This is a genomic window from uncultured Clostridium sp. (assembly GCF_963527835.1).
Lineage (GTDB): Bacteria > Bacillota > Clostridia > Clostridiales > Clostridiaceae > Clostridium.
Genome location: NZ_CAURTC010000004.1, coordinates 100,705 through 124,339 on the forward strand (window position 1 = coordinate 100,705; position 23,635 = coordinate 124,339).

At 26.3% G+C, this 23,635-nt stretch carries 19 protein-coding genes, 1 riboswitch and 1 other annotated feature; of the genes, 12 read left to right on the plus strand and 7 right to left on the minus strand.

Annotation, left to right across the window (positions count from 1 at the left end; all coding sequences use genetic code 11):
- Positions 1-142 precede the first annotated feature (142 nt).
- From RYM86_RS03970 to RYM86_RS03980, 3 genes are all read left to right on the plus strand, one after another.
- Positions 143-1,555, plus strand: coding sequence for a potassium/proton antiporter (locus tag RYM86_RS03970; protein WP_315077976.1), 1,413 nt, complete (start codon positions 143-145; stop codon positions 1,553-1,555).
- 610 nt (positions 1,556-2,165) lie between these two features.
- On the plus strand, positions 2,166-2,927 hold the full coding sequence (locus RYM86_RS03975) for a formate/nitrite transporter family protein (protein WP_315077977.1): 762 nt from the start codon (positions 2,166-2,168) through the stop codon (positions 2,925-2,927).
- A 167-nt stretch (positions 2,928-3,094) separates the two neighbouring features.
- Complete coding sequence (locus tag RYM86_RS03980) at positions 3,095-3,499, plus strand: hypothetical protein (RefSeq protein WP_315077979.1); 405 nt, start codon at positions 3,095-3,097, stop codon at positions 3,497-3,499.
- Positions 3,500-3,595: 96 nt separating this feature from the next.
- On the opposite strand, the gene RYM86_RS03985 is transcribed toward RYM86_RS03980, so the two are convergent.
- A complete protein-coding gene (locus tag RYM86_RS03985; RefSeq protein ID WP_315077980.1) occupies positions 3,596-4,156 on the minus strand; it encodes a carbonic anhydrase in 561 nt (186 codons plus the stop codon).
- A gap of 250 nt (positions 4,157-4,406) precedes the next feature.
- Here RYM86_RS03985 and RYM86_RS03990 point away from each other — a divergent pair, with 250 nt between their 5' ends.
- Together RYM86_RS03990 and RYM86_RS03995 are read left to right on the plus strand one after the other, a co-directional pair.
- Complete coding sequence (locus tag RYM86_RS03990; protein WP_315077982.1) at positions 4,407-4,988, plus strand: 5-formyltetrahydrofolate cyclo-ligase; 582 nt, start codon at positions 4,407-4,409, stop codon at positions 4,986-4,988.
- An 86-nt stretch (positions 4,989-5,074) separates the two neighbouring features.
- Positions 5,075-5,187, plus strand: a riboswitch (SAM riboswitch).
- A gap of 133 nt (positions 5,188-5,320) precedes the next feature.
- Complete coding sequence (locus tag RYM86_RS03995) at positions 5,321-6,586, plus strand: aminotransferase class I/II-fold pyridoxal phosphate-dependent enzyme (protein ID WP_315077984.1); 1,266 nt, start codon at positions 5,321-5,323, stop codon at positions 6,584-6,586.
- A gap of 591 nt (positions 6,587-7,177) precedes the next feature.
- On the opposite strand, the gene thrS is transcribed toward RYM86_RS03995, so the two are convergent.
- Positions 7,178-9,109: a threonine--tRNA ligase gene (thrS, locus tag RYM86_RS04000; RefSeq protein ID WP_315077985.1), complete on the minus strand. Its 1,932-nt coding sequence runs from the start codon at positions 9,107-9,109 to the stop codon at positions 7,178-7,180.
- A 69-nt stretch (positions 9,110-9,178) separates the two neighbouring features.
- Positions 9,179-9,430, minus strand: a binding site (T-box leader).
- 71 nt (positions 9,431-9,501) lie between these two features.
- Positions 9,502-9,915, minus strand: coding sequence for an HNH endonuclease signature motif containing protein (locus RYM86_RS04005; protein WP_315077986.1), 414 nt, complete (start codon positions 9,913-9,915; stop codon positions 9,502-9,504).
- 256 nt (positions 9,916-10,171) lie between these two features.
- Here RYM86_RS04005 and RYM86_RS04010 point away from each other — a divergent pair, with 256 nt between their 5' ends.
- The 3 genes from RYM86_RS04010 to RYM86_RS04020 all read left to right on the plus strand — a co-directional run bounded on the left by RYM86_RS04010 (position 10,172) and on the right by RYM86_RS04020 (position 13,202).
- Positions 10,172-10,732 (plus strand): glycerol-3-phosphate responsive antiterminator, encoded by a 561-nt coding sequence (locus RYM86_RS04010; RefSeq protein ID WP_315077988.1) that lies wholly within the window; start codon positions 10,172-10,174, stop codon positions 10,730-10,732.
- A gap of 108 nt (positions 10,733-10,840) precedes the next feature.
- Positions 10,841-12,169 (plus strand): glycerol-3-phosphate transporter, encoded by a 1,329-nt coding sequence (glpT, locus tag RYM86_RS04015; protein WP_315077989.1) that lies wholly within the window; start codon positions 10,841-10,843, stop codon positions 12,167-12,169.
- 436 nt (positions 12,170-12,605) lie between these two features.
- On the plus strand, positions 12,606-13,202 hold the full coding sequence (locus RYM86_RS04020; protein WP_315078108.1) for a hypothetical protein: 597 nt from the start codon (positions 12,606-12,608) through the stop codon (positions 13,200-13,202).
- A gap of 78 nt (positions 13,203-13,280) precedes the next feature.
- Here RYM86_RS04020 and ispF read toward each other — a convergent pair whose 3' ends face one another.
- Positions 13,281-13,754 carry a 2-C-methyl-D-erythritol 2,4-cyclodiphosphate synthase gene (ispF, locus tag RYM86_RS04025; RefSeq protein WP_315077991.1) on the minus strand — a complete coding sequence of 158 codons (474 nt, stop codon included), beginning with the start codon at positions 13,752-13,754 and terminating at the stop codon, positions 13,281-13,283.
- A 456-nt stretch (positions 13,755-14,210) separates the two neighbouring features.
- Here ispF and RYM86_RS04030 point away from each other — a divergent pair, with 456 nt between their 5' ends.
- Entirely contained in the window at positions 14,211-15,242 is a 1,032-nt protein-coding gene (locus tag RYM86_RS04030; protein WP_315077993.1) for an anti-sigma factor domain-containing protein, read from the plus strand.
- A 111-nt stretch (positions 15,243-15,353) separates the two neighbouring features.
- Here the strand turns inward: RYM86_RS04030 and RYM86_RS04035 are convergent, their stop codons facing one another.
- The gene (locus RYM86_RS04035) at positions 15,354-16,277 is read right to left on the minus strand and encodes a polysaccharide deacetylase family protein (protein WP_315077996.1); all 924 of its coding nucleotides are present in this window, start codon (positions 16,275-16,277) and stop codon (positions 15,354-15,356) included.
- A 244-nt stretch (positions 16,278-16,521) separates the two neighbouring features.
- On the opposite strand from RYM86_RS04035, the gene RYM86_RS04040 reads away from it, so the two are divergent.
- Both RYM86_RS04040 and RYM86_RS04045 read left to right on the plus strand, forming a co-directional pair.
- A complete protein-coding gene (locus tag RYM86_RS04040) occupies positions 16,522-17,247 on the plus strand; it encodes a DUF3298 and DUF4163 domain-containing protein (protein WP_315077998.1) in 726 nt (241 codons plus the stop codon).
- Between the two features lie 66 nt (positions 17,248-17,313).
- Positions 17,314-18,162, plus strand: a complete 849-nt coding sequence (locus tag RYM86_RS04045) for a YitT family protein (RefSeq protein WP_315078000.1) — start codon at positions 17,314-17,316, stop codon at positions 18,160-18,162.
- 179 nt (positions 18,163-18,341) lie between these two features.
- On the opposite strand, the gene hydE is transcribed toward RYM86_RS04045, so the two are convergent.
- The gene (gene hydE / locus RYM86_RS04050) at positions 18,342-19,388 is read right to left on the minus strand and encodes a [FeFe] hydrogenase H-cluster radical SAM maturase HydE (protein ID WP_315078002.1); all 1,047 of its coding nucleotides are present in this window, start codon (positions 19,386-19,388) and stop codon (positions 18,342-18,344) included.
- A gap of 467 nt (positions 19,389-19,855) precedes the next feature.
- Positions 19,856-22,525, minus strand: a complete 2,670-nt coding sequence (locus RYM86_RS04055) for a cation-translocating P-type ATPase (protein ID WP_315078004.1) — start codon at positions 22,523-22,525, stop codon at positions 19,856-19,858.
- A 375-nt stretch (positions 22,526-22,900) separates the two neighbouring features.
- On the opposite strand from RYM86_RS04055, the gene RYM86_RS04060 reads away from it, so the two are divergent.
- Positions 22,901-23,599 carry a FadR/GntR family transcriptional regulator gene (locus RYM86_RS04060; RefSeq protein WP_315078005.1) on the plus strand — a complete coding sequence of 233 codons (699 nt, stop codon included), beginning with the start codon at positions 22,901-22,903 and terminating at the stop codon, positions 23,597-23,599.
- The last annotated feature ends 36 nt before the right edge of the window (positions 23,600-23,635 follow it).

Sequence of the window (23,635 nt, forward strand, 5' to 3'; positions counted from 1 at the left end):
AAAGTATATTTAAACAGTTATATAATAATTTTATCATTGTATAATTATTTGATTTTAAAAATATTATACATTTTATTAAATAATTTGTAAATTGAATATCACAATAATTTATATTAAAATTGAAAGGAAGTGATGTAAGTATATGACAATACCATTGATTTTAGCCTCTTTAGTATTGATAATTTGTGTATTTTCTAGTAAAGTTTTATATCGATTTGGAGTACCCTCATTATTAATATTTTTGGTTTTAGGAATGATATTTGGAAGTGAAGGAATCGTTGGAATAAGATTCGATAATTATAAAATAGCTGAAGATATTGGATCATTTGGATTAGTTTTTATAATGTTTTATGGAGGTTTTTGTACTAACTGGAAATTAGCAAAACCAGTTGTTACTAAGGCGACATTAATGTCAACCGTAGGCGTTATTATAACGGCAGGTCTTACTGGAATATTTTGTACTTGGGTTCTTAAATTTTCTTTATTAGAAGGTTTTCTACTTGGATCAGTAGTAGCATCAACAGATGCAGCATCTGTATTTTCTATTTTAAGATCTCAAAAGTTAAATTTAAAGGGTGGTATAGCATCTCTATTAGAAATTGAAAGTGGTAGTAATGATCCCATAGCATATATGCTTACTATAATAACATTAAGCTTTATGTCTGGATCACAACAATCAATTTTTAAACTTTTATTATTTCAAATATTATTTGGAATAATAATTGGAGTTATTTTAGCTAAATTAAGTACTTTTATTCTAAAAAATATTACATTTGAAATAGAAGGACTTTATCCTGTCTTTGTAATGGCAATTGCTATTTTAGCATATTCATTAAGCATATGGATTGGTGGAAATGGTTATTTAAGCGTTTATATAGCAGGTATAATAATTGGAAATAGTAAAATACAAAATAAAAAAAGCTTGGTCAAATTTTTTGATGGTATATCTTGGCTAATGCAAATAATGTTATTCTTTATATTAGGATTATTATCTTTCCCATCTCAAATACATTTAGCGTTTTTACCAGGATTTTTAATTTCTTTATTTTTAATTTTTATAGCAAGACCAATATCAACTTTTGCAATATTAAGCTGGTTTAAAGTGCCTATAAAACAGCAAATTTTTGTTTCATGGGTAGGACTTAGAGGGGCAGCTTCAATAGTTTTTGCTATATTAGCAGTTACAAATGATGCATTTATAAATTTTGATATATTTCATATAGTATTTTTTATAGCATTATTTTCTGTATCATTACAAGGAACTTTAATATCTCCTATAGCAAAAAAACTAGATCTTGTTGATGATGAAACTGCTGTATTAAAAACTTTTAATGACTATCAGGAAGAAATGAATACTAAATTAGTAGAGTTTGAAATAAAGCCAGAAAGTAAATTAGCTAACAAGAGTATTATAGATGCTAATATACCAGAAGATATATTAGTTGTTATGATAAAACGTAATGGAAAAATATTGCATCCAAAAGGAAAAACAATTATTTATGGTGGTGATATTTTAGTTTTAACAGGAGAAAATTTTGATAATATAGACTTTTAAAAATGATTTTTCTTATGTATATATTAATACTTTAGCAAAGTATATTAAAATTAAATATATATGTTATAGGATTATATTAAGTTTTACACTTAATATAATCCTTAATTTTTATGCTTAAAGTATATTTAAAAGATATTTGGCACATAATGTTTGATTATATATTAACAATTACCAGGATGGTGGTTATTGTTTTCATAAAAAATATAAGAAATATAAATTATAAATAATATATCTATTTAATAGATTATTGGATTTTAAATGAAAAAAATATAGAATAAGTAATAATACAATAAAAACATGCCTAAAAATAAATGAACTCATAAAATATAAATTTATGTATTGAAGAAGAAACTTAATTAGAATATAATTGATTTGTTAATAATTTAACAAATGTTAAAGTTATTAACTATATCTATTGATATATTTACCAATCCTCTTAATAATAAGTTTGGATATTTAATATAGTGGATATAATATCTAAACTTATTATTAGAGAACGTTTATAAAATTTTCATATAATTAATAGTTTTTTTATAGTTACGATATAAATATGAAAATAAAAATTAATTTATATAAATAAAACAAATTAAATGGTAAAGGGGAAAAAGATATGTATATTAGTGATGTTGAAATTATCTCAAAATCGGCAAGAAATAAATATGAACTATCTCAAAATTCATCGAGGAAATATACAACCAGAGCGATTGTAGCAGGATTTTATTTAGTAGTAGCAATAATTTTATCATATACAATAGGTGCTATTTTGAATCCTAATTATCCAGAGCTAGCTAGGATAATGGTAGCAGCTACATTTTCAATAGCATTAGCACTTATTGTTTTTTTAGGTGGTGAATTATTTACAGGTAATAATATGGTTATGGCAGTAGGGATTTATACTAAAACATGCACTCTAAAGATGGCATTAAAAGTATGGTGTTTAAGTTACTTAGGAAATCTTTTAGGCGCAATAGTTATATCATTTTTATTTGTTAAAAGTGGAGCATCACTTCCTTTAATACAAGAATATATATCTGGTATATTAGCTACTAAATTCACTCTTTCGGCATTTGAATTGTTCATAAGAGGAATTTTATGCAATTTTATTGTGTGTTTAGGTGTATTATCTACTATTAGATTAAAATCTGAAAGTGGTAAATCTATAATGATGTTTTGGTGCGTATTTGCATTCGTTATTGCTGGATTTGAGCATAGCATAGCTAATATGGGCATTTTTTCAGTAGGATATTTTGCATTAGGTGGATTATCAATGACGTTAATAGTAAAAAATTTATTTTGGGTAACATTAGGCAATATAATTGGTGGTGGAGTATTATTAGCATTACCATTAACATATATGAGTGTTGAAGAATAAAATTATAAAAAGTGTTTTAGCTATTTTTAAATTAGCTAAAACACTTTTTTAATTACTCTAAATAAATATTAAATTCTTAGACAGTAGATATTCTCCGTGATAAAATAAAGCTATAGAATAATATCTAAAGAATTAAATTATATATATTATAGATAGATGGTGATTAAGTGATTATAATAAAATTAGAAAAGAATAAAAAAAGACAAATTATTTTTAAAATTAAATTTACAGATGGTGAAGAAAATAAATTATTTTTTAAAAGAGCTATTATAGAAGGCAAAAAAATAAAAGGTGACTTTGATTATCAAGTACCTTTAAGATTTTTTATTCCAATAGTAAAGAATATAAATAAAAAAGATATCTTATTAGATAAAGATAGTTTGTTATCTTATTTAGAATTTTCGGATATATATGATGAAAATTATTATAATGAAATACAAGCAACGCCTAACTATATGAAAAAGTGGAGAGAAGAATGTTGTCCTGAAATTTATAAAGTAACTATTGATAAAGAGAATTGTAATATAGAAAAAGAAATTATTTTTAATAAACCTAAAGTTTATTTTGAATAACTAGTAGCTTAATATAAAAATAAAAAATTAGAAATAACTTTATATGCAGATATTTCTAATTTTATAATATTAAAATTTAAATAAGAAGATGATTATTTAAATATCACCATTTACAATTACATCTATTTTTCCTGTAGCTGGACTAATGATTAAGCCATGTACTCTTATATTCTTAGGAAGTAAAGGATGATTTTTTATCATTGTTACGCTTTTTTCTATTGAATTTTCTATAGATTCAAATCCATGAAGCCATGATTCAATATTTATTCCAGAATTATTTAAAATAGATATAGTTTCATTATCTATACCTCTATCAATCATTTTATTTATAATATTTTTAGGATCTAAATTACACATACCACAACCATGATGTCCTACTACAAAAACATCTTCAGCACCAAATTCGTATATTGAAACTAAGATACTTCTCATTACGCTACCAAATGGATGAATTACTGTTGCACCAGCATCTTTTATTATTTTTGCATCTCCATTTTTTATATTCATAGCTTTAGGTAATAATTCTGTTAATCTAGTATCCATGCATGATAATATAACCATTTTCTTTTTTGGAGTTTTTGTTGTAATAAACTCTTCAAATTTTTTATTTTCTACAAAGATTTTGTTGAATTCTAATATTTCCTCTAATTTATTCATATATTGCCCCACCTTTATTGTTTTATATTAAATAGATTATACAATTAAAATAATATTTATCAAATATTATTAAGATAGATTTTACTAATTAAAATTTTCCATATGGTGTTAAGTTAGTGTAGATCATAAGAAGATAAGTTGTTTAAATATTAAATTTTAGCTATACTTATTCATAATAAATATTATTATATTAATTTTATGGGGATTCTATTTATTGATTAATATAATAAAAAAAGGGGGCACAACAAATATGACAATTATGGAAGACAAGAAAAAGTTAAGAAGAGAAATATTAAAATTAAGAAAAGAAATTGATTCTGAAGAAAAGAAAAATTTTGATAATATAATTCACAATAAGTTTTTAAAAAGTAAATTTTATTCACAGTGTAAAAATATATTTGTGTATATTTCATATGATTCAGAAATTGATACTAAAATTTTAATAAGAAGAGCGTTAAAAGATGGGAAAAATATATATGTTCCTAGGACAAATTATGAAACTAAATTAATGGAAGCTATTAAAATAGTATCTTTAGAGAATCTTACGGAAGATAAACATGGGATTTTAGAACCTAAAGAAAATGAATTAGCAACAAATTTAGATAATATTGATTTAATAATCATGCCTGGAGTTGCTTTTGATAAAAATGGTGGAAGAATGGGGTATGGAGGAGGATTTTATGATAGATATCTAAATAAATGTAAAAAAGATATACATAAAATCTCTTTAGCATATGATTTTCAGGTAGTAGATTGTATACCAATGGATAAGCATGATATAAGGGTAGATTATATTATTACAAACATAAAAGAAATAACATGCAATTTTTAATAAAATAGCAATATAATAAAAAAAATAAAATTTATGGTTGCAAATGTTAAAAAATGATATATAATATAAACATATTAAAAATAAATCTGTTATTAAGAATGGTGGAGGGACTGGCCCAATGAAGCCTAGCAACAGCTAACTTTAATGCGAAAGTTAGAATTGTGCTAAATCCTGCAGGAAATTTCCTGAAAGATAAGAGATGCATAGAAGTTATATATAAATTTGTTTTTATAAACTATTTCTCTATCTTTAAAGTCAGGGAAATGGTTTTTTTTAATATCTTAAAACATGTTTTAAATAAATAAGCAATAAAATTTAGGGGGCAATAAAATATGAAAATAGAAACAAAGTGTTTACATGAAGGTTATAAACCAAAGAATGGGGAACCAGTAGCGTTACCTATTTATCAAAGTACTACATATAGATATGATAGTACAGAATCAATAGGAAAATTATTTGATTTAACTGCTGAGGGGCATATGTATTCACGTATATCAAATCCAACCGTTGGGGCTGTAGAAGATAAAATAGCTTCATTAGAAGGTGGAATAGGAGCTCTTTGTACTAGCTCTGGACAAGCTGCATCTTTAATAAGTATATTAAATATTTTAAAGGTTGGAGATCACATTATTAGTGCGGCAACAATTTATGGGGGAACTATCAATTTATTCGCAGTAACACTTAAAAGATTTGGAATAGACTGTACATTTGTTGATCCTGATGCGTCAGAAGAAGAGATTCAAAAGGAATTTAGAGATAATACTAAAGTTGTTTTTGGAGAAACTATTGCAAATCCAGCTATAGCTGTGTTTGATATAGAGAAGTTTGCTAAAATAGCACATAAGAATAATGTACCTCTTATAATAGATAATACTTTTGCTACACCTATACTTTGTAGACCTATAGAATTTGGGGCAGATATAGTAATACATTCTACTACTAAGTATATGGATGGACATGCAGTACAAATTGGAGGCGTTATTGTAGATAGTGGTAACTTTGATTGGACAAATGGTAAATTCTCAGAATTTACAGAGCCAGATGAATCATATCATGGCGTAATTTATTCAAAAGATTTTGGGAAATCAGCATATATAACAAAGGCTAGAGTACAACTTATGAGAGATTTAGGGGCATATATACCAGCAAATGCTGCATTTCTTTTAAATCTAGGTCTTGAAACACTTTCAGTTAGAATAGAAAAACATTGCAGAAATGCTGAAAAGGTTGCAGACTTTTTAAGTAATAATGAAAAAGTTGAGTTTGTAAATTATCCAATAGTAAAGGGAAATAAGTATGAAGATTTAGCAAGAAAATACTTACCAAATGGTTGTAGTGGAGTAGTATCATTTTCAATTAAAGGAAGCAGAGAAAATGCAATTAGATTTATGGATAATTTAAAACTTGCAGAAAATGTAGTTCATGTAGCAGATATTCGTACATGCGTACTTCATCCAGCAAGTTCAACACATCGCCAACTTGCTGATGATCAACTTATAGCAGCTGGAATAACACCAGGACTTGTTAGATTATCAGTTGGCCTTGAAAATATAGATGATATATTAGAAGATGTTAAACAAGCTTTAGATCAAGTTTAATAAGAATTTTCTTTAAGCAAATGTTGATATATGCATAAATAAAGGTGGACTAAGTAATTAAACTTAGGAATACTAAAATGAGTATAGTCCCATTTTAGCTTGCTCTCAATATAAAATTGCGACAAGCAGTAAATTTGACAATACTCATTAAGAATTCTCAAAGTCCAATTACAATGCCACTTTACCTATTGCATATATCCAACATATTTTAAAAATAAAAATAAAAATTAAGATAAAGAAATAGGAAATTAATTGAAATATCTATTTAGATACATTTTAATTAACTTCCTATTTTAATATTATTATTTAAATTTACAAGTTTGATTTATGAATGTTTATGATTTAGTATAGGAGCGTAATGGCATTGGAATTTACTTTTTAGAATTCTTAATAAAGATTTGTTGAATTAGTTGCTTGTCAAAAGTAAGTGTCCAAATTTTACATTTGGAAACACGAACTTTCACACAGTACAATGTTTCATTGGGAGCATGCATTAATTAGACTAAGCTTTATTTTAGTATTCTTAAAGCAAATTCCTCAGTCCATAAGCTTTATACTAAATCATAAACTATTTCAATGAATCAAAAGAAATTATCTTTCTTTTGTAGCTATTTCATTTAATAGTCTTTCTGTAAAGGCATCTAATTTCATAGCACCTTCATCATCATTTTTTCTGCTTCTTACAGAAACTTCGTTGTTAGCAGTTTCTTTTTCTCCAACAACTAAGATGTAAGGAGTTCTTTCAAGTCTAGCTTCTCTGATTTTATAACCGATTTTTTCAGCTCTGTAATCAGCTTCGATTCTAACACCTTTATTTCTTAATGATTTAACTACTGATTCAGCATAATCATTGTATTTATCTGATATTGGTAACACTTTTACTTGAACTGGAGAAAGCCAAGTAGGGAATGCACCAGCATATTTTTCTATAAGCATTGCTAAAGTTCTTTCATAGCAACCAATTGATGATCTATGAATTATATATGGACGTTTCTTTTCTCCATTTTTATCAATATAGCTCATATCAAATCTTTCAGCTAAAGCAAAGTCTATTTGAAGTGTAATTATTGTATCTTCCTTACCATGAACATTTTTGAATTGTAAGTCAAGCTTTGGACCATAGAATGCAGCTTCATCATCAGCTTCAACATAATCAATATTTAAATGATCTAATATAGTTCTCATAGTATCTTGAGTTTTATTCCATGCTTCAGGATCATTTATATATTTTTCAGTGTTATTTGGATCCCATTTAGAGAATCTATAACTTATATCTTCGTCAATTCCTAAAGTTTTCATTATATATTTAATTAATTCAAGGACACCTTTAAATTCTTCCTCTAATTGTTCTGGAGTTACAATTAAATGGCCATCAGCTAAAGTAAATTGTCTAACTCTTATAAGTCCATGCATTTCTCCTGAAGATTCATTTCTAAATAGAGTAGAAGTTTCACCATATCTTATAGGAAGATCTCTATAACTATGTTGTTCTGCATTGTATATAGTATATTGGAATGGACAAGTCATTGGTCTTAAAGCAAAAACTTCTTCGTCCTTTTCTTCATCTCCTAATACAAACATACCATCTTTGTAGTGATCCCAGTGACCAGAAATTTTATAAAGGTCGCTCTTAGCCATAAGTGGAGTTTTAGTTAATACATAGCCTCTTTTTTCTTCTTCGTCTTCAACCCATCTTTGAAGAATTTGAACAATCTTAGCTCCTTTTGGCATTAATAAAGGAAGACCTTGACCTACATTTTCATCAGTAGTAAATAATTTAAGTTCTCTACCTAGTTTATTATGATCTCTCTTTTTAGCTTCTTCTACAGCTTCTAAATAATCATCAAGTTCTGATTTCTTTAAGAAAGCAGTACCGTATATTCTAGTAAGCATCTTATTTTTTTCGTCACCTTTCCAATAAGCACCAGCACTTCTAATAAGCTTGATTGCTTTAATTGATTTTAATGACATAACATGAGGACCAGCACATAAATCAGTGAATTCACCAATCTTGTAGAATGATATTATTTCATCTTCACCTAAATCATTAATTAATTCTACTTTATATGGTTCATCCTTCATTAATTCTAAAGCTTCATTTCTTGGAAGTTCAAATTTTTCAATTGAAGGGTTTTCTTTGATTATTTTTTTCATTTCTGCTTCAAGTTTTTCTAAATCTTGAGCTGAAAATGCAATATCTTTATCAAAGTCATAGTAGAAACCAGTAGCAATAGAAGGTCCTATAGCTAATTTTGTTTCAGGAAATAATCTTTTAACAGCATAAGCTAAAACATGAGATATACTATGTCTTACAGCATCCTTACCCTCTTGAGAATCAAAAGTGCATATGCTTAAAGAAATATCTTCATTAATTCCTTTTCTAAGGTCGCAAACTTTATTATTAACAACACCACAACAAGCGTTTCTAGCTAAACCTTCACTAATTGATTTTGCTATTTCATATATAGATAATCCAGCTTCAAATTCCTTAACTGAACCATCTTTTAAAGTTACTTTTATCATTATAAAAAACTCCTTTCAAAACTGTAAAATAAAATTTAGTACAAAATAAAAAAACTCCGTCTCTAAATATATAGAGACGAAGTAATATCCGTGGTTCCACTCTAATTATCTAATACACTTATTTAAATTAAAAATATATTTATCTTAATTAAACAAGTAGAGTATTAGATCACTTGAAATTACCGTAACGTGGTAATAAGCGGACTGTATTAAGGTCACTCAGAGGTGGTTTTCAACTAAAGTTATTTAAGAATAATTCCACCAACATATTCTCTCTCTGAAAATAAGGTTTTAGCTTACTGTCCTCATCAACGTATTATCATATATTATTTTTTATTATAATCATTACATTTTTTTATGTCAATAAAATAAGAAAAATATTTGTTGTAAAATTAAGGTTCTTTATCTATATTGTCGATTAATTTATCTAGAGTTAAATTTTCAATCATTTCCTCAGTATATAGTTTTCCACCCATAATTTTAACTATTATATCTAATTTTTTAAATCCTTCTTTATATACTTTTAAATCTTTAACTATTCTTTTTAGTTGATTTTTAGATACTTCAAGTATTAACATTAATTCTTTAAATTTATAATAATCATTTTGAAGTAGATAAAATAAATTATTTTGAAGTTCTAACTTGTACAAAATATCAGTTTCTTCACAATGATGAGGGCCTGGTTTACCTCTATGATGATATGGACATAAATACTTGTAATTTAATTGTATATCCAATCCACCTTCACTTCTGTGAACAATATGATGAATATCAGCCTGCTTTTGGCATATTTCACACAAATACAACTGCGTTCCTCCTTAAAAGCTTATATATATATTATAAAATAATCAGAATAAAATATCAATTTACTTAACTTCTATTACAGGTAAGTATTAGAAGCTTTCATGATATACATCCTAAATATATACATATTTACCTATAATAAATAATACTTAAAACAAATCTCAAGTGTTACATTTTTGAAACAATTAAGATTAAGTTTTGAAAAGATTAATTGTTATTATATAAACATAGTAAACGTTTCAAAGAGGGGGAAGCTTAATGAGTACAGTAGAGTTATTAGAACAGAACCCTATTATAGCATCTGTAAAAAATGAAGAAGAATTAGCATTAGCGCTAGAATCTTCAGTACAGATTATATTTGTGTTATTTGGCAGTATTATGAATATAAAAGAAATAGGAGATTTAATAGAGGAAAAAGGGAAATTTGGAATAATTCATTTAGATTTAGTTGATGGTTTTGTTTCAACTAAAGAAGTAGTAATTAGTTACTTAAAAGAAAATACTAAATTTAAAGGAATTATAAGCACCAAACCACATATCCTTAAAATTGCTAAAAATTATGGATTATTAGCAATTCAAAGATTTTTTATATTTGATACATTGTCATTTACAAATTCAAAGAATCATTTAGTATCAGGAGCTGATGCAATAGAAATATTACCTGGAATTTTACCTAAGGTTATAGAAGATATGTCTAAAAGCACATTGAAACCAATAATTACAGGTGGATTAATTGAGAATAAACAAGAAATTATTTCAGCATTGCAATCTGGTGCAACATGTATATCTACAACTAAGCAAGAGCTTTGGAGTGTTTAGTTACTAATTTAAGCATATTTTAAATATTTCTTTTATTACAGGAATTATTTATAGTATAAAATAAACAAGTTTTATAGACTAAAAGATTAATTTTGTGGAGGGATTTTTATGTTTAACTTTTTAAAACCGGCACCTCATATTGAGAGAATGCCAGCAGAAAAGATACCATCAAGCTACAAGAGATATCGTATACAAGTATTTATAAGTATATACGTGGGATATCTTATTTATTACTTTGTAAGAAGTAATTTCTCATTAGCTAAGGTATATCTTATAGACCAAGGATTTACAAAAACTCAAGTAGGTTTTGTTGCCTCAGCTTTAGGATTAGCTTATGGTGTAAGTAAGTTCGTAATGGGTAATATGTCCGATAGGTCAAATCCAAAATATTTCCTAGCAATAGGTCTTATATTATCAGGTGTAACAAATTTATTCTTACCTAATGCAACTAATATAGGTATGATGTTTATATTAATGTTACTTAATGGATGGTTCCAAGGTATGGGATGGCCTCCATGTGGTAGAATAATGACTCACTGGTTCTCAGATAGTGAACGTGGAGTTAAGATGTCAATATGGAATACAGCACATAATGTAGGTGGCGGATTTATCGCTACAGTGGTATTACTTGGTGTATCTATATTTGGAAGTTGGAAAGGTTCATTCTATTTACCAGCAATAATTGCTATAGTTGGTGGTATTCTTTATATGTTCTTTGCAAAAGATACTCCTCAATCAGTTGGTTTACCACCAATAGAAGAATATATGGATGATTATCCAGAAGTTGCAGAACAAGTTGAAGATGCAGAAGCAGAACTTACTGCAAAAGAAATATTATTTAAATATGTATTTAATAACAAATTATTATGGTGTATTGCTATAGCTAATGTATTTGTTTACATGGTTAGATATGGTGTTATAAACTGGGTTCCAACATACTTACAAGAAGTAAGACATTTTAACCCAAAAGATTCTTCAGTAGCATTTGCTTTATTTGAATATGCAGCTATTCCAGGAACTATCATAGTTGGATGGATTAGTGACCACATATTCCATGGAAGACGTGCTCCAATAGGAATCATTTGTATGGTTGGAGTTGCAGTTGCAACATATGTTTATTGGAAGAGTACAAGCCCAATGGCAATTAATTGTGCTTTAGCATCAATCGGTGCTTTAATCTACGGACCTGTTATGCTTATAGGTGTTAGTGCATTAGACCTTGTACCTAAGAAAGCTGCAGGAACAGCTGCTGGTTTCACCGGACTATTTGGATACATGGGTGGACAAGTTGCAGCAGAAGTTGCAATGGGTGCTGTTGTTGATAAGTTTAGCTGGGACGGTGGATTCATATTATTAATGATTTCATGTGTTTTAGCAATATTCTTCTTATCATTCACATGGAATTCTCATAATATTGCAGCTAAAAAAGCTAACTAACAAGTTAACCAATTAAACTGATTAAATAAATTAAAATTTTAAAAACGATTTACCAATCCTCAATTTTATAAATTATTATATTAATGAAAAAGTATATTTTCAGACTAGAAGTTTGAAAATATACTTTTTTTTATTTTTCTTTAATTTAGGCATTATAACCATGTGAAATTTAATAGAATATTTATAGAAGTAAATACCAATAATAGTAATATAATTAAAAAAACTATATTAACGATAAAAATACAAAAAAATATAGTATAAATAATTTGTTAAGATAGTATTATATACTATATAATATAAGTAAATAGATGGAATATAAAATAAAATGGTTTAAATAAATGAAAGAATGGTGGTTAAGTTGAAGGAAAAGTATAATTCATTTAAATATTGGGATGATATAACTAGTAGAAATAAGACGATTAGAGGACATATGTTTATGGAAGAACTTCCAACAGAAAAAAGTCTTTATTTTCATACACTTATTTTTAATAAGAATGCAGGCGTGAGTAGTATTTGGGGATATATGCCTAATCTTAAAACTTTACTTGGGTATTTTCAGCATTCATTCTTACAAGAAGCTTTTTATAAATGGATATATGGTAAAGAGAAACTAGTTACTAGGATTCCACCTTTACCCGTTGAAGTTATTATTAAAGAAGGTGAAAGATTAAAAAAAATCAATAAAGAAATAGCAAATAAAATGAAACATGACTATAATAAGTTAAATAGTCTTTGGGATGCTCCTATTAGCAAACTTGATTTGGAAGTAAGAAAATTTGCAAAAGATTTTAATGTTAGGTGGAGTGGAGACAATAAACAATTTATATATATAAAAATATTCAAAGATGCTAAAGAATTAGGTGATTTTGTAGTATCATCTAGTTTAATTACTAGCACAGAAAAAGAGTTGGAAAAAAAGATAGGTGTATCTTTAGAAGAATGGAAATATATTTGTGAGAAAGCAGCTAAGGATAAAGAAAAGGGAGAAAAATTCAAAAAAATATTATTAAAAAAATTGACAGAAGTGTTTTAAAATAAGACCATGTTTTATAAAAATTAATAAGGGTTACTAGAAAAGATTTTTAAATAATTTCTAGTAACCCTTAAAATATTATTTTTTAATAACAGAACATATGCTTTGTGATGATATTCCAAGCAAATTTCCTGTAAAACCTAGACCTTCTTCTGTAGTAGCCTTTATATTAATTTGATCAATCTCTATATTAAGAGCATTAGATATATTTTCTCTCATATTTCCTATATATGGAGAAAGTTTTGGTTTTTGAGCAATAATAACAGAATCAATATTATTTATAATATATCCATTTTTTATGATTAACTTATTTACTTCTTTTAAAAGTTTTATACTAGATATTCCTTTAAATTTATTATCAGTATCAGGAAAGTGACGACCAATGTCTCCTAATGCACAAGCTCCTAATAATGAATCCATTATTGCATGTAATAAAACATCAGCATCAGAATGACCCAATAATCCTTTTTCATAAGGAATTTCAACTCCACCTAAAATTAATTTTCTATTTTCAACTAGTTTATGAACATCATATCCAAGTCCAACTCTCATATAACAAAGTTCCTTTCAAGTTAAAATAAATTTTAATAAATATATTTTAATTTTATCATTTAAATTTGTAGTAATCAATTTTAGTATTAGTATTATTAATTAAATAATTATTATCAAGGAACTCTGGAGAAAATTTGACATGTATATAAGAAATGAGACGGTTGAAAACGAAAGTAAGAAAATTTATTTTACGCTTTTTTACAAAATCTACATATATAACTTTTTTTCTCATATTAATCTCCATTAAATATATTAATTTTTTAAGTACTATATTAATATTTTTAAGATTATGATAATTGGAGATTATAGATAAATTGTTTAGGTTGGAGTTGAATGTGGATAGCAGTAAAATAAATTTCTATGATATAATAACATCATATGAAACAATAGTTAATTTTGATATTTATAATATTGATTAAATGAAATATTATAATATTCAATTGGAGGAAAATTGAAATGGACAAGTTAAGAATTAAATATGTCTTTTCATCAGCACCAAACATGTTATTAATAGGTGGAAAAACAGATATAAATAGAAACAAACAAATAGAATCATTTTTTAAAAAATTGCCCGTATATAATATTTTACTTAAGGATTTAATTAATTATCCTCCTAAAGAAAAGCAACGTAATATAATTTTAAATATTTCTTATTATATACTAGAAGATGATAATTTAAGGGATTCTGTTGAAAGAAAAAGAGATTTACCTATAAGGAATATTTGCAAAAAAATTGATGTTAGTGATGAATTTTTAAGAACATGGAAAGAATATATTCTATTTTATTATGTTATTTTTTCAAATGTAAATTACAAATTGATTCAAGAATATTTCAAGATAGAAGAAAAATCAAATAATGTAGCAGGCTTAAATAATATAAAGAAAACAGAATTTTTTAGAGGATTAGTATTAAAAAGTTTAAATAGTAGTGCATATATTTTAACATCAAATGGTGAAATAATTAAAATAAAATGTGATAAAAATACTAAAATTGGACAAGAAGTTAGTGGGCAGCAGAAAAAATCTTTTAGGAATTATAAGATACATTTTTGTATATTGATATTTTTAATAATGATAATGGGAATGTCTTTATATTCACATTACTGTAAACCACAAAGTACAATAATAGTAAACACAACTTCGGCTATAAAATTAGAATGTAATTTTTTAAATAAAGTTATATATTCATATTCTGCAAGTGAAAAGGGAAGTAAACTTATAATTTCAACTGATGTTTTACATAAGAACATCGACGAGTCTATAAAAGAAATTTTAGATTATGCAATTAATAATCAAATGATACCTTCGGATAATAAAATATTAATAACTGTAAATGGAGAAACTTTAAAATACGGTACGCTAAAAGAGACTAGTAAATTCTTAAATGAAGTAAATGAAAAAAATAAAAGTGAGAACAAGAGTCAAATTTCTGTGTTAATAAATAATGGTGGAAATCAACATAAATTAACAACAAGTTTATATGAATAGATAAAAAAGACATATGTTTAATCGGTATGCTGATATGTGAATAAGCAAAGTGGACTTATACAATTCCATTTTGCCTATTATATATATCAAAACATGCTTACATATAGTCTTTTATTTTTTTGTGTTTTCTAATAATTGTTTGAATGTATCCATGTCATAATTAGAACTTATATAAATTCTGTTAAGCAATAGAGGATTATCGTCTCTATCAGCAAGACCTAAATCTGTAGTAAATCCTAATTTAAAACCAGCATCTTCAGCAGCTTTTACACTATTATCATCATAATTTCCATAAGGATAAGCAATACTAGTAACTGGTTTCTCAGTAATTGCTTCTAATGTTTCTTTAGATTCTAAAAATTCTTTTAATTGTTCATCATATGTCATTTTAGTAAGATCAGGATGCCCTGCAGTGTGGCTTTGAATATCTATTCCGTAATCAGACATTTTCTTTATAGCTGACTCTGAAAGATAATATCCTCCATCTAATTCAAAAGTAATACAAAATATAGTAGCTTTCATATCTAAATCTTTTAATATAGGAAATGCATTAGTATAGTTATCCATATATCCATCATCAAAAGTGATTACAATACTTTTTTCTGGAATAGGGGTATTGTTTAATAGATAATCTTCTAACTCTTTAAGAGTTAAAGTAGTATATCCAGAATCTTTTATATATCTAAGTTGATTTCTAAGTTTTTGAGGAGCTATAATAACCTCATTATCCTCAGAGCTTTTAACTGAATGATAATATAAAACAGGAACTCCAACATTCTCGTTAGTTAATTTTAAATCATTCTTTGTGTTAGTTTCTTTTTCATATTCAACATCAGAAATTTCTTTATCCGTATCATTAATTTCTGGATTATTATCATCAATAGCCTCAGTAGTAGTAGAATTATTTGAATTTTTATCAACAGTATCTTTTAAGAATAAGTTATTATACATAAAATATGAAATAATTACACAAATTAAAACACAAGTCAGTATAATAATATTTTTTTTTGTAAAAAAATTATTTGAATTTTTCAATGATAGTATCCTCCTAGTTATTTTAAGTCTTTACTTATAATATAAACACAATAAGCACATTTTAACATAATATTTTTTTTATAACAAAAAAACAAAAAAGAAAAAAATTTACAACTTATCAACATTATCCACAATTGCCTGTGGATAACCTGTTATAAATTTAAATTAATACAAAAAAACTATCTGTGTATTCTGTTAATATTTTTTTTTAGGTATGTTTTACGGAAGGAGAGAAAATAAGATAATGCATTTAATTTCAAATATTATGTCGGTATTTTTGATTCCATTAATGTTATCACAAAGTTATCCACAATACATGTTTATAAGTAATAGAATAAAAAACGACAATAATCTAAAAATTGTGGAAAAGTCTATAAATAAAAATTTAAGTTATTTAATAGAAGATGTTAGAATTTTGCAAATAGAAGGTGGAAAAGATAAAAATAAAATTAATAGTATAAATTCAAAGATAAATAGCGATGTTATGAATCCAATAACCGAAGCAGAAAAAACTTCAGCAGAGTATTTTAAGGATACTAATATTATTCCTAGTTTTCCTTATCAAATATCATCTAAATATATTATTACTAGGAATGATAATAATATTTTGAGTTTTTATAATGATTATTATGAATTTTTAGGTGGAGCACATGGCATGACTACTAGAACTTCATATACAATAAATAAAAATAAGGAAGAATTTTTAAAATTAAATGATTTATTTAAATCAGGATATGATTATTTAAATATAATAAATAAAGAAATTGAAAAGCAAATAGGAAAGAATCCTGATAATTACTTTGATTCAGGAAAAATATTTAAAGGCATAAATGAAAATCATGATTTTTATTTGGATGAAAATAATCTTATAATATATTATCAATTATATGAGATAGCACCATATGTATATGGTATTCCAGAATTCAAAATTCCAATAACTTTATTTGGGGAAAATTTTATTTATAGTTAGGATTTTATACATGTTATTTACATGATAATATTTACTTTAGACATAAGAAGCTTAAAGGAGATTGAAATGAAGAAATTCTTAAAAGAATATACTATAATAACTATAGGAATTATAATAGTTGCCATCGGTATTGAAATGTTTTTCTATTCCAACAATATAGCATCTGGGGGAATTTCTGGATTAGCATTAATTTTAAATAAGATTTTAGGAATTAAACCTGGAATAGTAATGATTGTGTGTAATATTGTATTATTTATTGCAGCTTTTATATTTATTGGAGGAAGTTTTGGCATAAAGAGTATATATGCTGCATTTGGTTTATCTTTTATATTATCAGCTGTTGAAAAATTTCATAAGCCAGCAGCAATAACTAATAATTTAGTTTTAGCAACTATATTTGGAAGTGTATTAGTAGCCATGGGAATAGCAATTATGTATACTCAAAATGCTACAACTGGAGGTACTAGCATTATAGCTAAAATATTAAGCAAGTATTGTCATATGGATTTTGGAAAGGGATTGTTAATATCAGATTCGGTAGTAATATTATTAGCAATTTATACATTTGGCGTAGAGCTAGGACTATTCGGATTATTAAGCTCATATTTAACTAGTATTTTAATAGATAAATTTATAGATGGATTTAACTTATCTAAGCAAGTTATGATTTTTACTGATAAAGAAGAACTTGTGGCAAATTACATAATGAAAGATGTTGAGAGAGGATGTACTGTTTTTTATGGTAAGGGTGGATATACTAAAAAACAAAATTGCGTTATCTTAACTATATTAAGCAGAACTCAATTTATTAAATTAAAACAATTCATAATAAAAAATGATCCTAATGCATTTATAACAGTAAATGAAATAACAGAAGTGTTAGGTCAAGGGTTTAAAAACATATCAGATACTTAATATTGATATTTTAAATTAAAATATCAATAATGCCTTAAAACAGAGCAAATAATAAATTAAAAGCTATCACAAAATGATTATTAGAAAATATTTTGTGATAGCTTTTTTATAAGGATCTGTTTCACATATTCTATATATCAACATTGTTTCAAATTGGGGCATTTTATAAAGTTAATTAATTATTTATCGTGAGAATTTTTATTTTGATTTCCTCTAAATCCATACCCATCAGAAACTTCTCTATTAATTGAGGTTATTTTTCCAGTTATGCATCCTCTACAATGAGAAGGAGTATCTCCCGTACAAATCTTACCAGGATACAGTGCATAGAGCTTTCTATATTCACCTTCAGTTACATTTGGCATAACTACATTAGCACCACTTTGAAGTGCTAAAATACGTCCATTTTTATGTAATGATTCCATTGCAGTAGTAGCAGGAATATTTATATCAGGAAGCAACAATCTAGTTATAGCCATTACTTTTAAAGCTAAATTTAAATTTCCACCTTCAGAGTCTTTTAGGGGGGTATCTTCATTAGGAATAAAAGGACCAATACCAATCATATCAGCATTTAATTTTTTGAAAAATAAAATATCATTTGCTAAAGAATCTAATGTTTGATTTGGTAATCCAACTAATACACCTGTTCCAACTTCATAATCTAAATTTCCTAGATTTTTAAGACAGTTTAATCTTTCATCGTGACTCATCATAGGGTCCATTTCTTCATAAAGTTTTTTATCAGTTGTTTCAATACGAAGTAAATATCTATCAGCACCAGCTTCTTTAAAAGCTTTATATTCTTCATAAGTTTTTTCACCTAAACTTAATGTTAATGCCACATTTAACTTTTTAATTTCTTTTATTATTTCCACCATTTTTTCTTTAGTAAAAAAGTCATCTTCGCCACCCTGAAGAACTATAGTCTTGTATCCATAAGATACAGCTTTCTTTGCAAAATCTATAATTTCCTTTTTGCTTAATCTATATCTTTTTATATTTTTATTATCTCTTCTCAATCCACAATATAAACAATTTCTTTTACATATATTAGTAAATTCTATTAATCCTCTTAAATGAACAATATTACCTAAATATTTCTCGCGAGTTTTGTCAGCAGCTTTAAATAAATCATCATTTATATCATCGCATGATAGTAATTGTAATATCTCATCTTTATTTAGTTCATGTGTAACACTTGCTTTTTCAATTAAATTTTTCATGTATCCTCCATAAGTTTAATTTATCGTAATACTTTAAACTTAGTATACTATATAAAAAATAAGAGTTAAAGGACAAGACTTTGCCACTTAACTCTTAATATTTTTACTTTAAGCTATATTTTTAGTCAGATGTTTATATATGTATAAATAAAATGGACTGAGTAATTGAACTTAGGAATACTAAAATGATTATAGTCCCATTTTAGATTGATCTCAATATAGAATTGAGACAAGCGGTAAATGTAAATATTAAAATGAAACTCGACTTCGCTGAGTAAGTTCAAAAAAGCAAAATGTGAAATGCACTGTGTGAAAGTTCGTGTAGCCAAATGTAAAATTTGGACACTTACTTTTTGATTTTCACTTAACTATTCTCAAAATCCAATTACAATGCATTTTACCTATTGCATATATAAACATGTATTTAAAATACAGCATACTTATAATTTTATGCAAATATTCTTACTTTAAGCTACCTGCTTTTTTTCTTTAATTTTACCACCTTTATTTTCAGTACTTATATCATCATCTTTTTCTGAATCATATCTGATGACTTTATATATTTGAATTATTAATGTTGGAAGGAAAGCAAATAGATATATATATCCTAAATTTGCTCCATTTAATGGAATAACTTCAAATAATGATTGTAGTGGAGGCACTAATAATACTGCATTTAATAGTACTAATCCAATTCCGAAAGCTATCCAACTAAATTTATTATCAAATAGACCTAATGCAAATATAGATTTTCTTCCTCTACAGTTGAAACCATGGAACAATCTACCTAAACATAAAGTTGCAAATGCCATTGTACTAGCAGTGCCTACAGGACCACTAGATAATCCTATATGGTAAGCTGTAATAGTAGCAATTGCGATTAATAATCCTTCAATAAGTATACTTTTTACAAAACCTTTATTTAAGATAGATTCCTTACTATCTCTAGGTTCTTCATTTAGAACATCTCTTGTTGATTTTTCCATACCTATTGCAATAGCAGGTAAACTATCAGTAAGTAAATTTATAAATAATAAATGTACTGCAGCAAATGGTATTGGTAAAGCTCTTAATGAAGAATATAGTACAGCTAATATTCCAGAAGTGTTTCCAGAAAGTAAAAATCTAATTGAATTTTTTATATTAGCATAAATATTTCTACCATTACTTATAGATTTAACTATTGTTGCAAAGTTATCATCAGTTAATATCATAGAAGCAGCGTCCTTAGAAACTTCAGTCCCTGTAATACCCATTGCAATACCAATATCAGATTGTTTTAACGCTGGAGCATCATTTACACCATCACCAGTCATAGCAACTATCTTATCTTTACTTTGCCATGCTTTAACTATTCTAATCTTGTGCTCTGGAGATACTCTAGCGTAAACAGAAATATGTTCTAATTTATCTAATAAATCTTTATCAGACATTTTATCTAATTCAATACCATCAACTGATATGTCATTTTCTTGTAATATACCTATTTCTTTAGCAATAGCAGAAGCAGTAACCTTATGATCACCTGTAATCATTACTGGTTTAATTGAAGCTTTAATACAATCTCTAACAGCTGCTTTTGATTCTTCTCTAGGTGGATCTATCATTGAAATTAATCCAATAAATATAAAATCTTTTTCATCATCCAAAGAAAGATCTTTTTTATCATCCAATTTTTTATATCCAAATGATAATACTCTTAATCCATTAGAAGACAACTTAAGGTTCATATTATTTATGTCATTAATATCTTTCTCAGTAATTTTTCTTACACCTTTAGATGTTTTTATTAATGATGATCTATTTAATAATACATCAATAGCACCCTTAGTAATCATTAAATATTCATTATCTATATTGTGAAGAGTACTCATTAATTTTCTATCAGAATCAAAAGGAATTTCACTTAATCTAGGATGTTTGTTTCTATAATCTATTTCATTTATATCAAATTTATGTCCTAAATTAGTTAAAGCTACTTCAGTTGGATCACCAAGCTCTTTACCATCAACAGATGTAGAATCATTACAAAGAATAGAGCTATCTACTAAAAATTTTGAAAGTGAGTTATTTAAATCAATTTCTTCAGAAGTAATTAATTTATCATCTACAAAAATACTTTTAACTGTCATTTTATTTTGAGTTAATGTACCTGTTTTGTCTGAACAAATTACAGATACACAACCTAATCCTTCAACAGCTCTAAGGTTTTTAATTATTGCATGTTCTTTAGACATCTTTTGAGTTCCCATAGAAAGAACTATAGTAACTATTGAACTAAGAGCCTCTGGAATAGCTGCAACAGCAAGGGCAACGGCAAACATTAATGAATCTAAAATTGTATTATCCCTATAAACATTTAAAGCAAATACAATTGCACAAATAATTATTACACCAATAGCTAATTTTTTAGAAAAATCATCTAGGGATACTTGAAGAGGAGTTTTCTTTTCTTGAGTCTCTTCCATTAAAGTAGCAATTTTACCTAATTCAGTATTCATACCAGTGCTTGTTACAAGGACTGTACCTCTTCCATAAGTAACTAAAGAACTTGAAAAAACCATATTTTTTTGATCACCTAAAGCGACTTCAGTTTTATCGATTTTTTCTGAAATTTTATTTACACTTTCTGATTCACCTGTTAGAGAGCTTTCATTAACTTGTAATGAAAAACTTTCAAGTATTCTTCCATCTGCGACTACTAAATCACCAGCTTCTAATATTAATATATCACCTGGCAGTACATCTTTAGATGGAATTTCGATTTTATTAGAATTTCTAATAACTTTGGCAGTAGGAGAGGAGAGCGCCTTTAAACTGCTTAATGATTGTTCTGCCTTAATATATTGAACTGTACCTAAAATAGCATTTATAGTTATAACTACTAAAATAACAATAGTACTTTCAATATTACCAGTTGCTATTGATATTATAGCGGCAACTATTAAAATAATAACTAGCAGGTCTTTAAATTGTTCTAAGAATATAGAAACAATACTTTTTTTCTTTTTTTCTGTTAATGCATTTTCTCCATATTTGTTTAACTGTTCTTTTATTTGTTCTTCGGTAAGACCGTTTAAGGTCACATTAAAATTTTTTAAAGTATCCTCAGAACTTTTACAAAAATACTTTTCCATCTCATTCAATCTCCTTCTTATATTAGTTATCATATATTAAAAATAATAAGCAATATCCTTATATAGTTTGCTCATTATTTTATTTGAAATGCTTAATGAATAAAAAAAGACTTTTAATATAATTTCAGAATTCTGAAATTATATTAAAAGTCTCGTCACCAAAAAGGCTATAACACCAGGTAAATAAATAACCGAGCATGTTGATGTTATATTATAACTACTCCCTCTTAATTCAATATTAAATTTAATGTTCCTTAGAACTAATATATTCTAATTTTAAAATTTTGTCAATTAAATTTTACGATAACTAGTAATTAATATTAATTTTTAGTTATAATATAATTAACAATATTATTAAAGAGGAGATTAATCATTATGTTCACACCTATTAAGACACCGAAAGTATACGATCAAGTCATAGAGCAGATAAAATATAAAATAAAAAGTGGTGAACTCAAAAAAGGTGATAAGCTTCCATCTGAAAGAGAAATGGCAGAATCTCTTTGTGTTTCCCGTACTTCAATAAGGGAAGCTATAAAGGCTTTAGAAGTAATAGGACTTATAGAAAGCAGACAAGGGGCAGGAAATTATATAAGAACTAATTTTGATAATTCACTTTTTGAACCACTGTCAGTTATGTTTATGCTTCAAGAAAGTTCTCTTAAAGAGATGTATGATTTAAGAAAAACATTAGAGCTAGAGTGTGGAAGATTAGCATCAAAGAATATAACAGATAATGAGTTGGATCATTTAAGTGCTATATTAGATAGAATGTATGAAGCAGGAACAGAAGAAGAAAGTTTAGAATTAGATATTAAATTTCATTATGTTGTTGCAAAAGCAGCAAGAAATGTTTTGCTTATTAATATACTTGAAGTAATATCTCAGCTTATGGATGAATTTATAAAATCATCTAGAATGCAAATTTTACATACTGGTAATAGTAGAGAAATATTATTGTCAATACATGAAAATTTAGTGAGAGCATTAAAATTTAGAAATGAAAAACAAGTATTTAAGGCAATGCTAGAACATTTTGATTTAATATGGAAAGCATATGGATACGAAGAATAATAAATTATTCTTGAGTGAAATATTGTTAATAAAATA

Bases quoted from the DNA above. Each gene is read 5' to 3' on its own strand.
- RYM86_RS03970 (WP_315077976.1), top strand. From the start codon at position 143: ATGACAATACCATTGATTTTAGCCTCTTTAGTATTGATAATTTGTGTA.
- RYM86_RS03975 (WP_315077977.1), top strand. From the start codon at position 2,166: ATGTATATTAGTGATGTTGAAATTATCTCAAAATCGGCAAGAAATAAA.
- RYM86_RS03985 (WP_315077980.1), bottom strand. From the start codon at position 4,156: ATGAATAAATTAGAGGAAATATTAGAATTCAACAAAATCTTTGTAGAA.
- RYM86_RS03990 (WP_315077982.1), top strand. From the start codon at position 4,407: ATGACAATTATGGAAGACAAGAAAAAGTTAAGAAGAGAAATATTAAAA.
- RYM86_RS03995 (WP_315077984.1), top strand. From the start codon at position 5,321: ATGAAAATAGAAACAAAGTGTTTACATGAAGGTTATAAACCAAAGAAT.
- thrS (WP_315077985.1), bottom strand. From the start codon at position 9,109: ATGATAAAAGTAACTTTAAAAGATGGTTCAGTTAAGGAATTTGAAGCT.
- RYM86_RS04010 (WP_315077988.1), top strand. From the start codon at position 10,172: ATGAGTACAGTAGAGTTATTAGAACAGAACCCTATTATAGCATCTGTA.
- glpT (WP_315077989.1), top strand. From the start codon at position 10,841: ATGTTTAACTTTTTAAAACCGGCACCTCATATTGAGAGAATGCCAGCA.
- RYM86_RS04020 (WP_315078108.1), top strand. From the start codon at position 12,606: ATGGAAGAACTTCCAACAGAAAAAAGTCTTTATTTTCATACACTTATT.
- ispF (WP_315077991.1), bottom strand. From the start codon at position 13,754: ATGAGAGTTGGACTTGGATATGATGTTCATAAACTAGTTGAAAATAGA.
- RYM86_RS04030 (WP_315077993.1), top strand. From the start codon at position 14,211: ATGGACAAGTTAAGAATTAAATATGTCTTTTCATCAGCACCAAACATG.
- RYM86_RS04040 (WP_315077998.1), top strand. From the start codon at position 16,522: ATGCATTTAATTTCAAATATTATGTCGGTATTTTTGATTCCATTAATG.
- RYM86_RS04045 (WP_315078000.1), top strand. From the start codon at position 17,314: ATGAAGAAATTCTTAAAAGAATATACTATAATAACTATAGGAATTATA.
- hydE (WP_315078002.1), bottom strand. From the start codon at position 19,388: ATGAAAAATTTAATTGAAAAAGCAAGTGTTACACATGAACTAAATAAA.
- RYM86_RS04055 (WP_315078004.1), bottom strand. From the start codon at position 22,525: ATGGAAAAGTATTTTTGTAAAAGTTCTGAGGATACTTTAAAAAATTTT.
- RYM86_RS04060 (WP_315078005.1), top strand. From the start codon at position 22,901: ATGTTCACACCTATTAAGACACCGAAAGTATACGATCAAGTCATAGAG.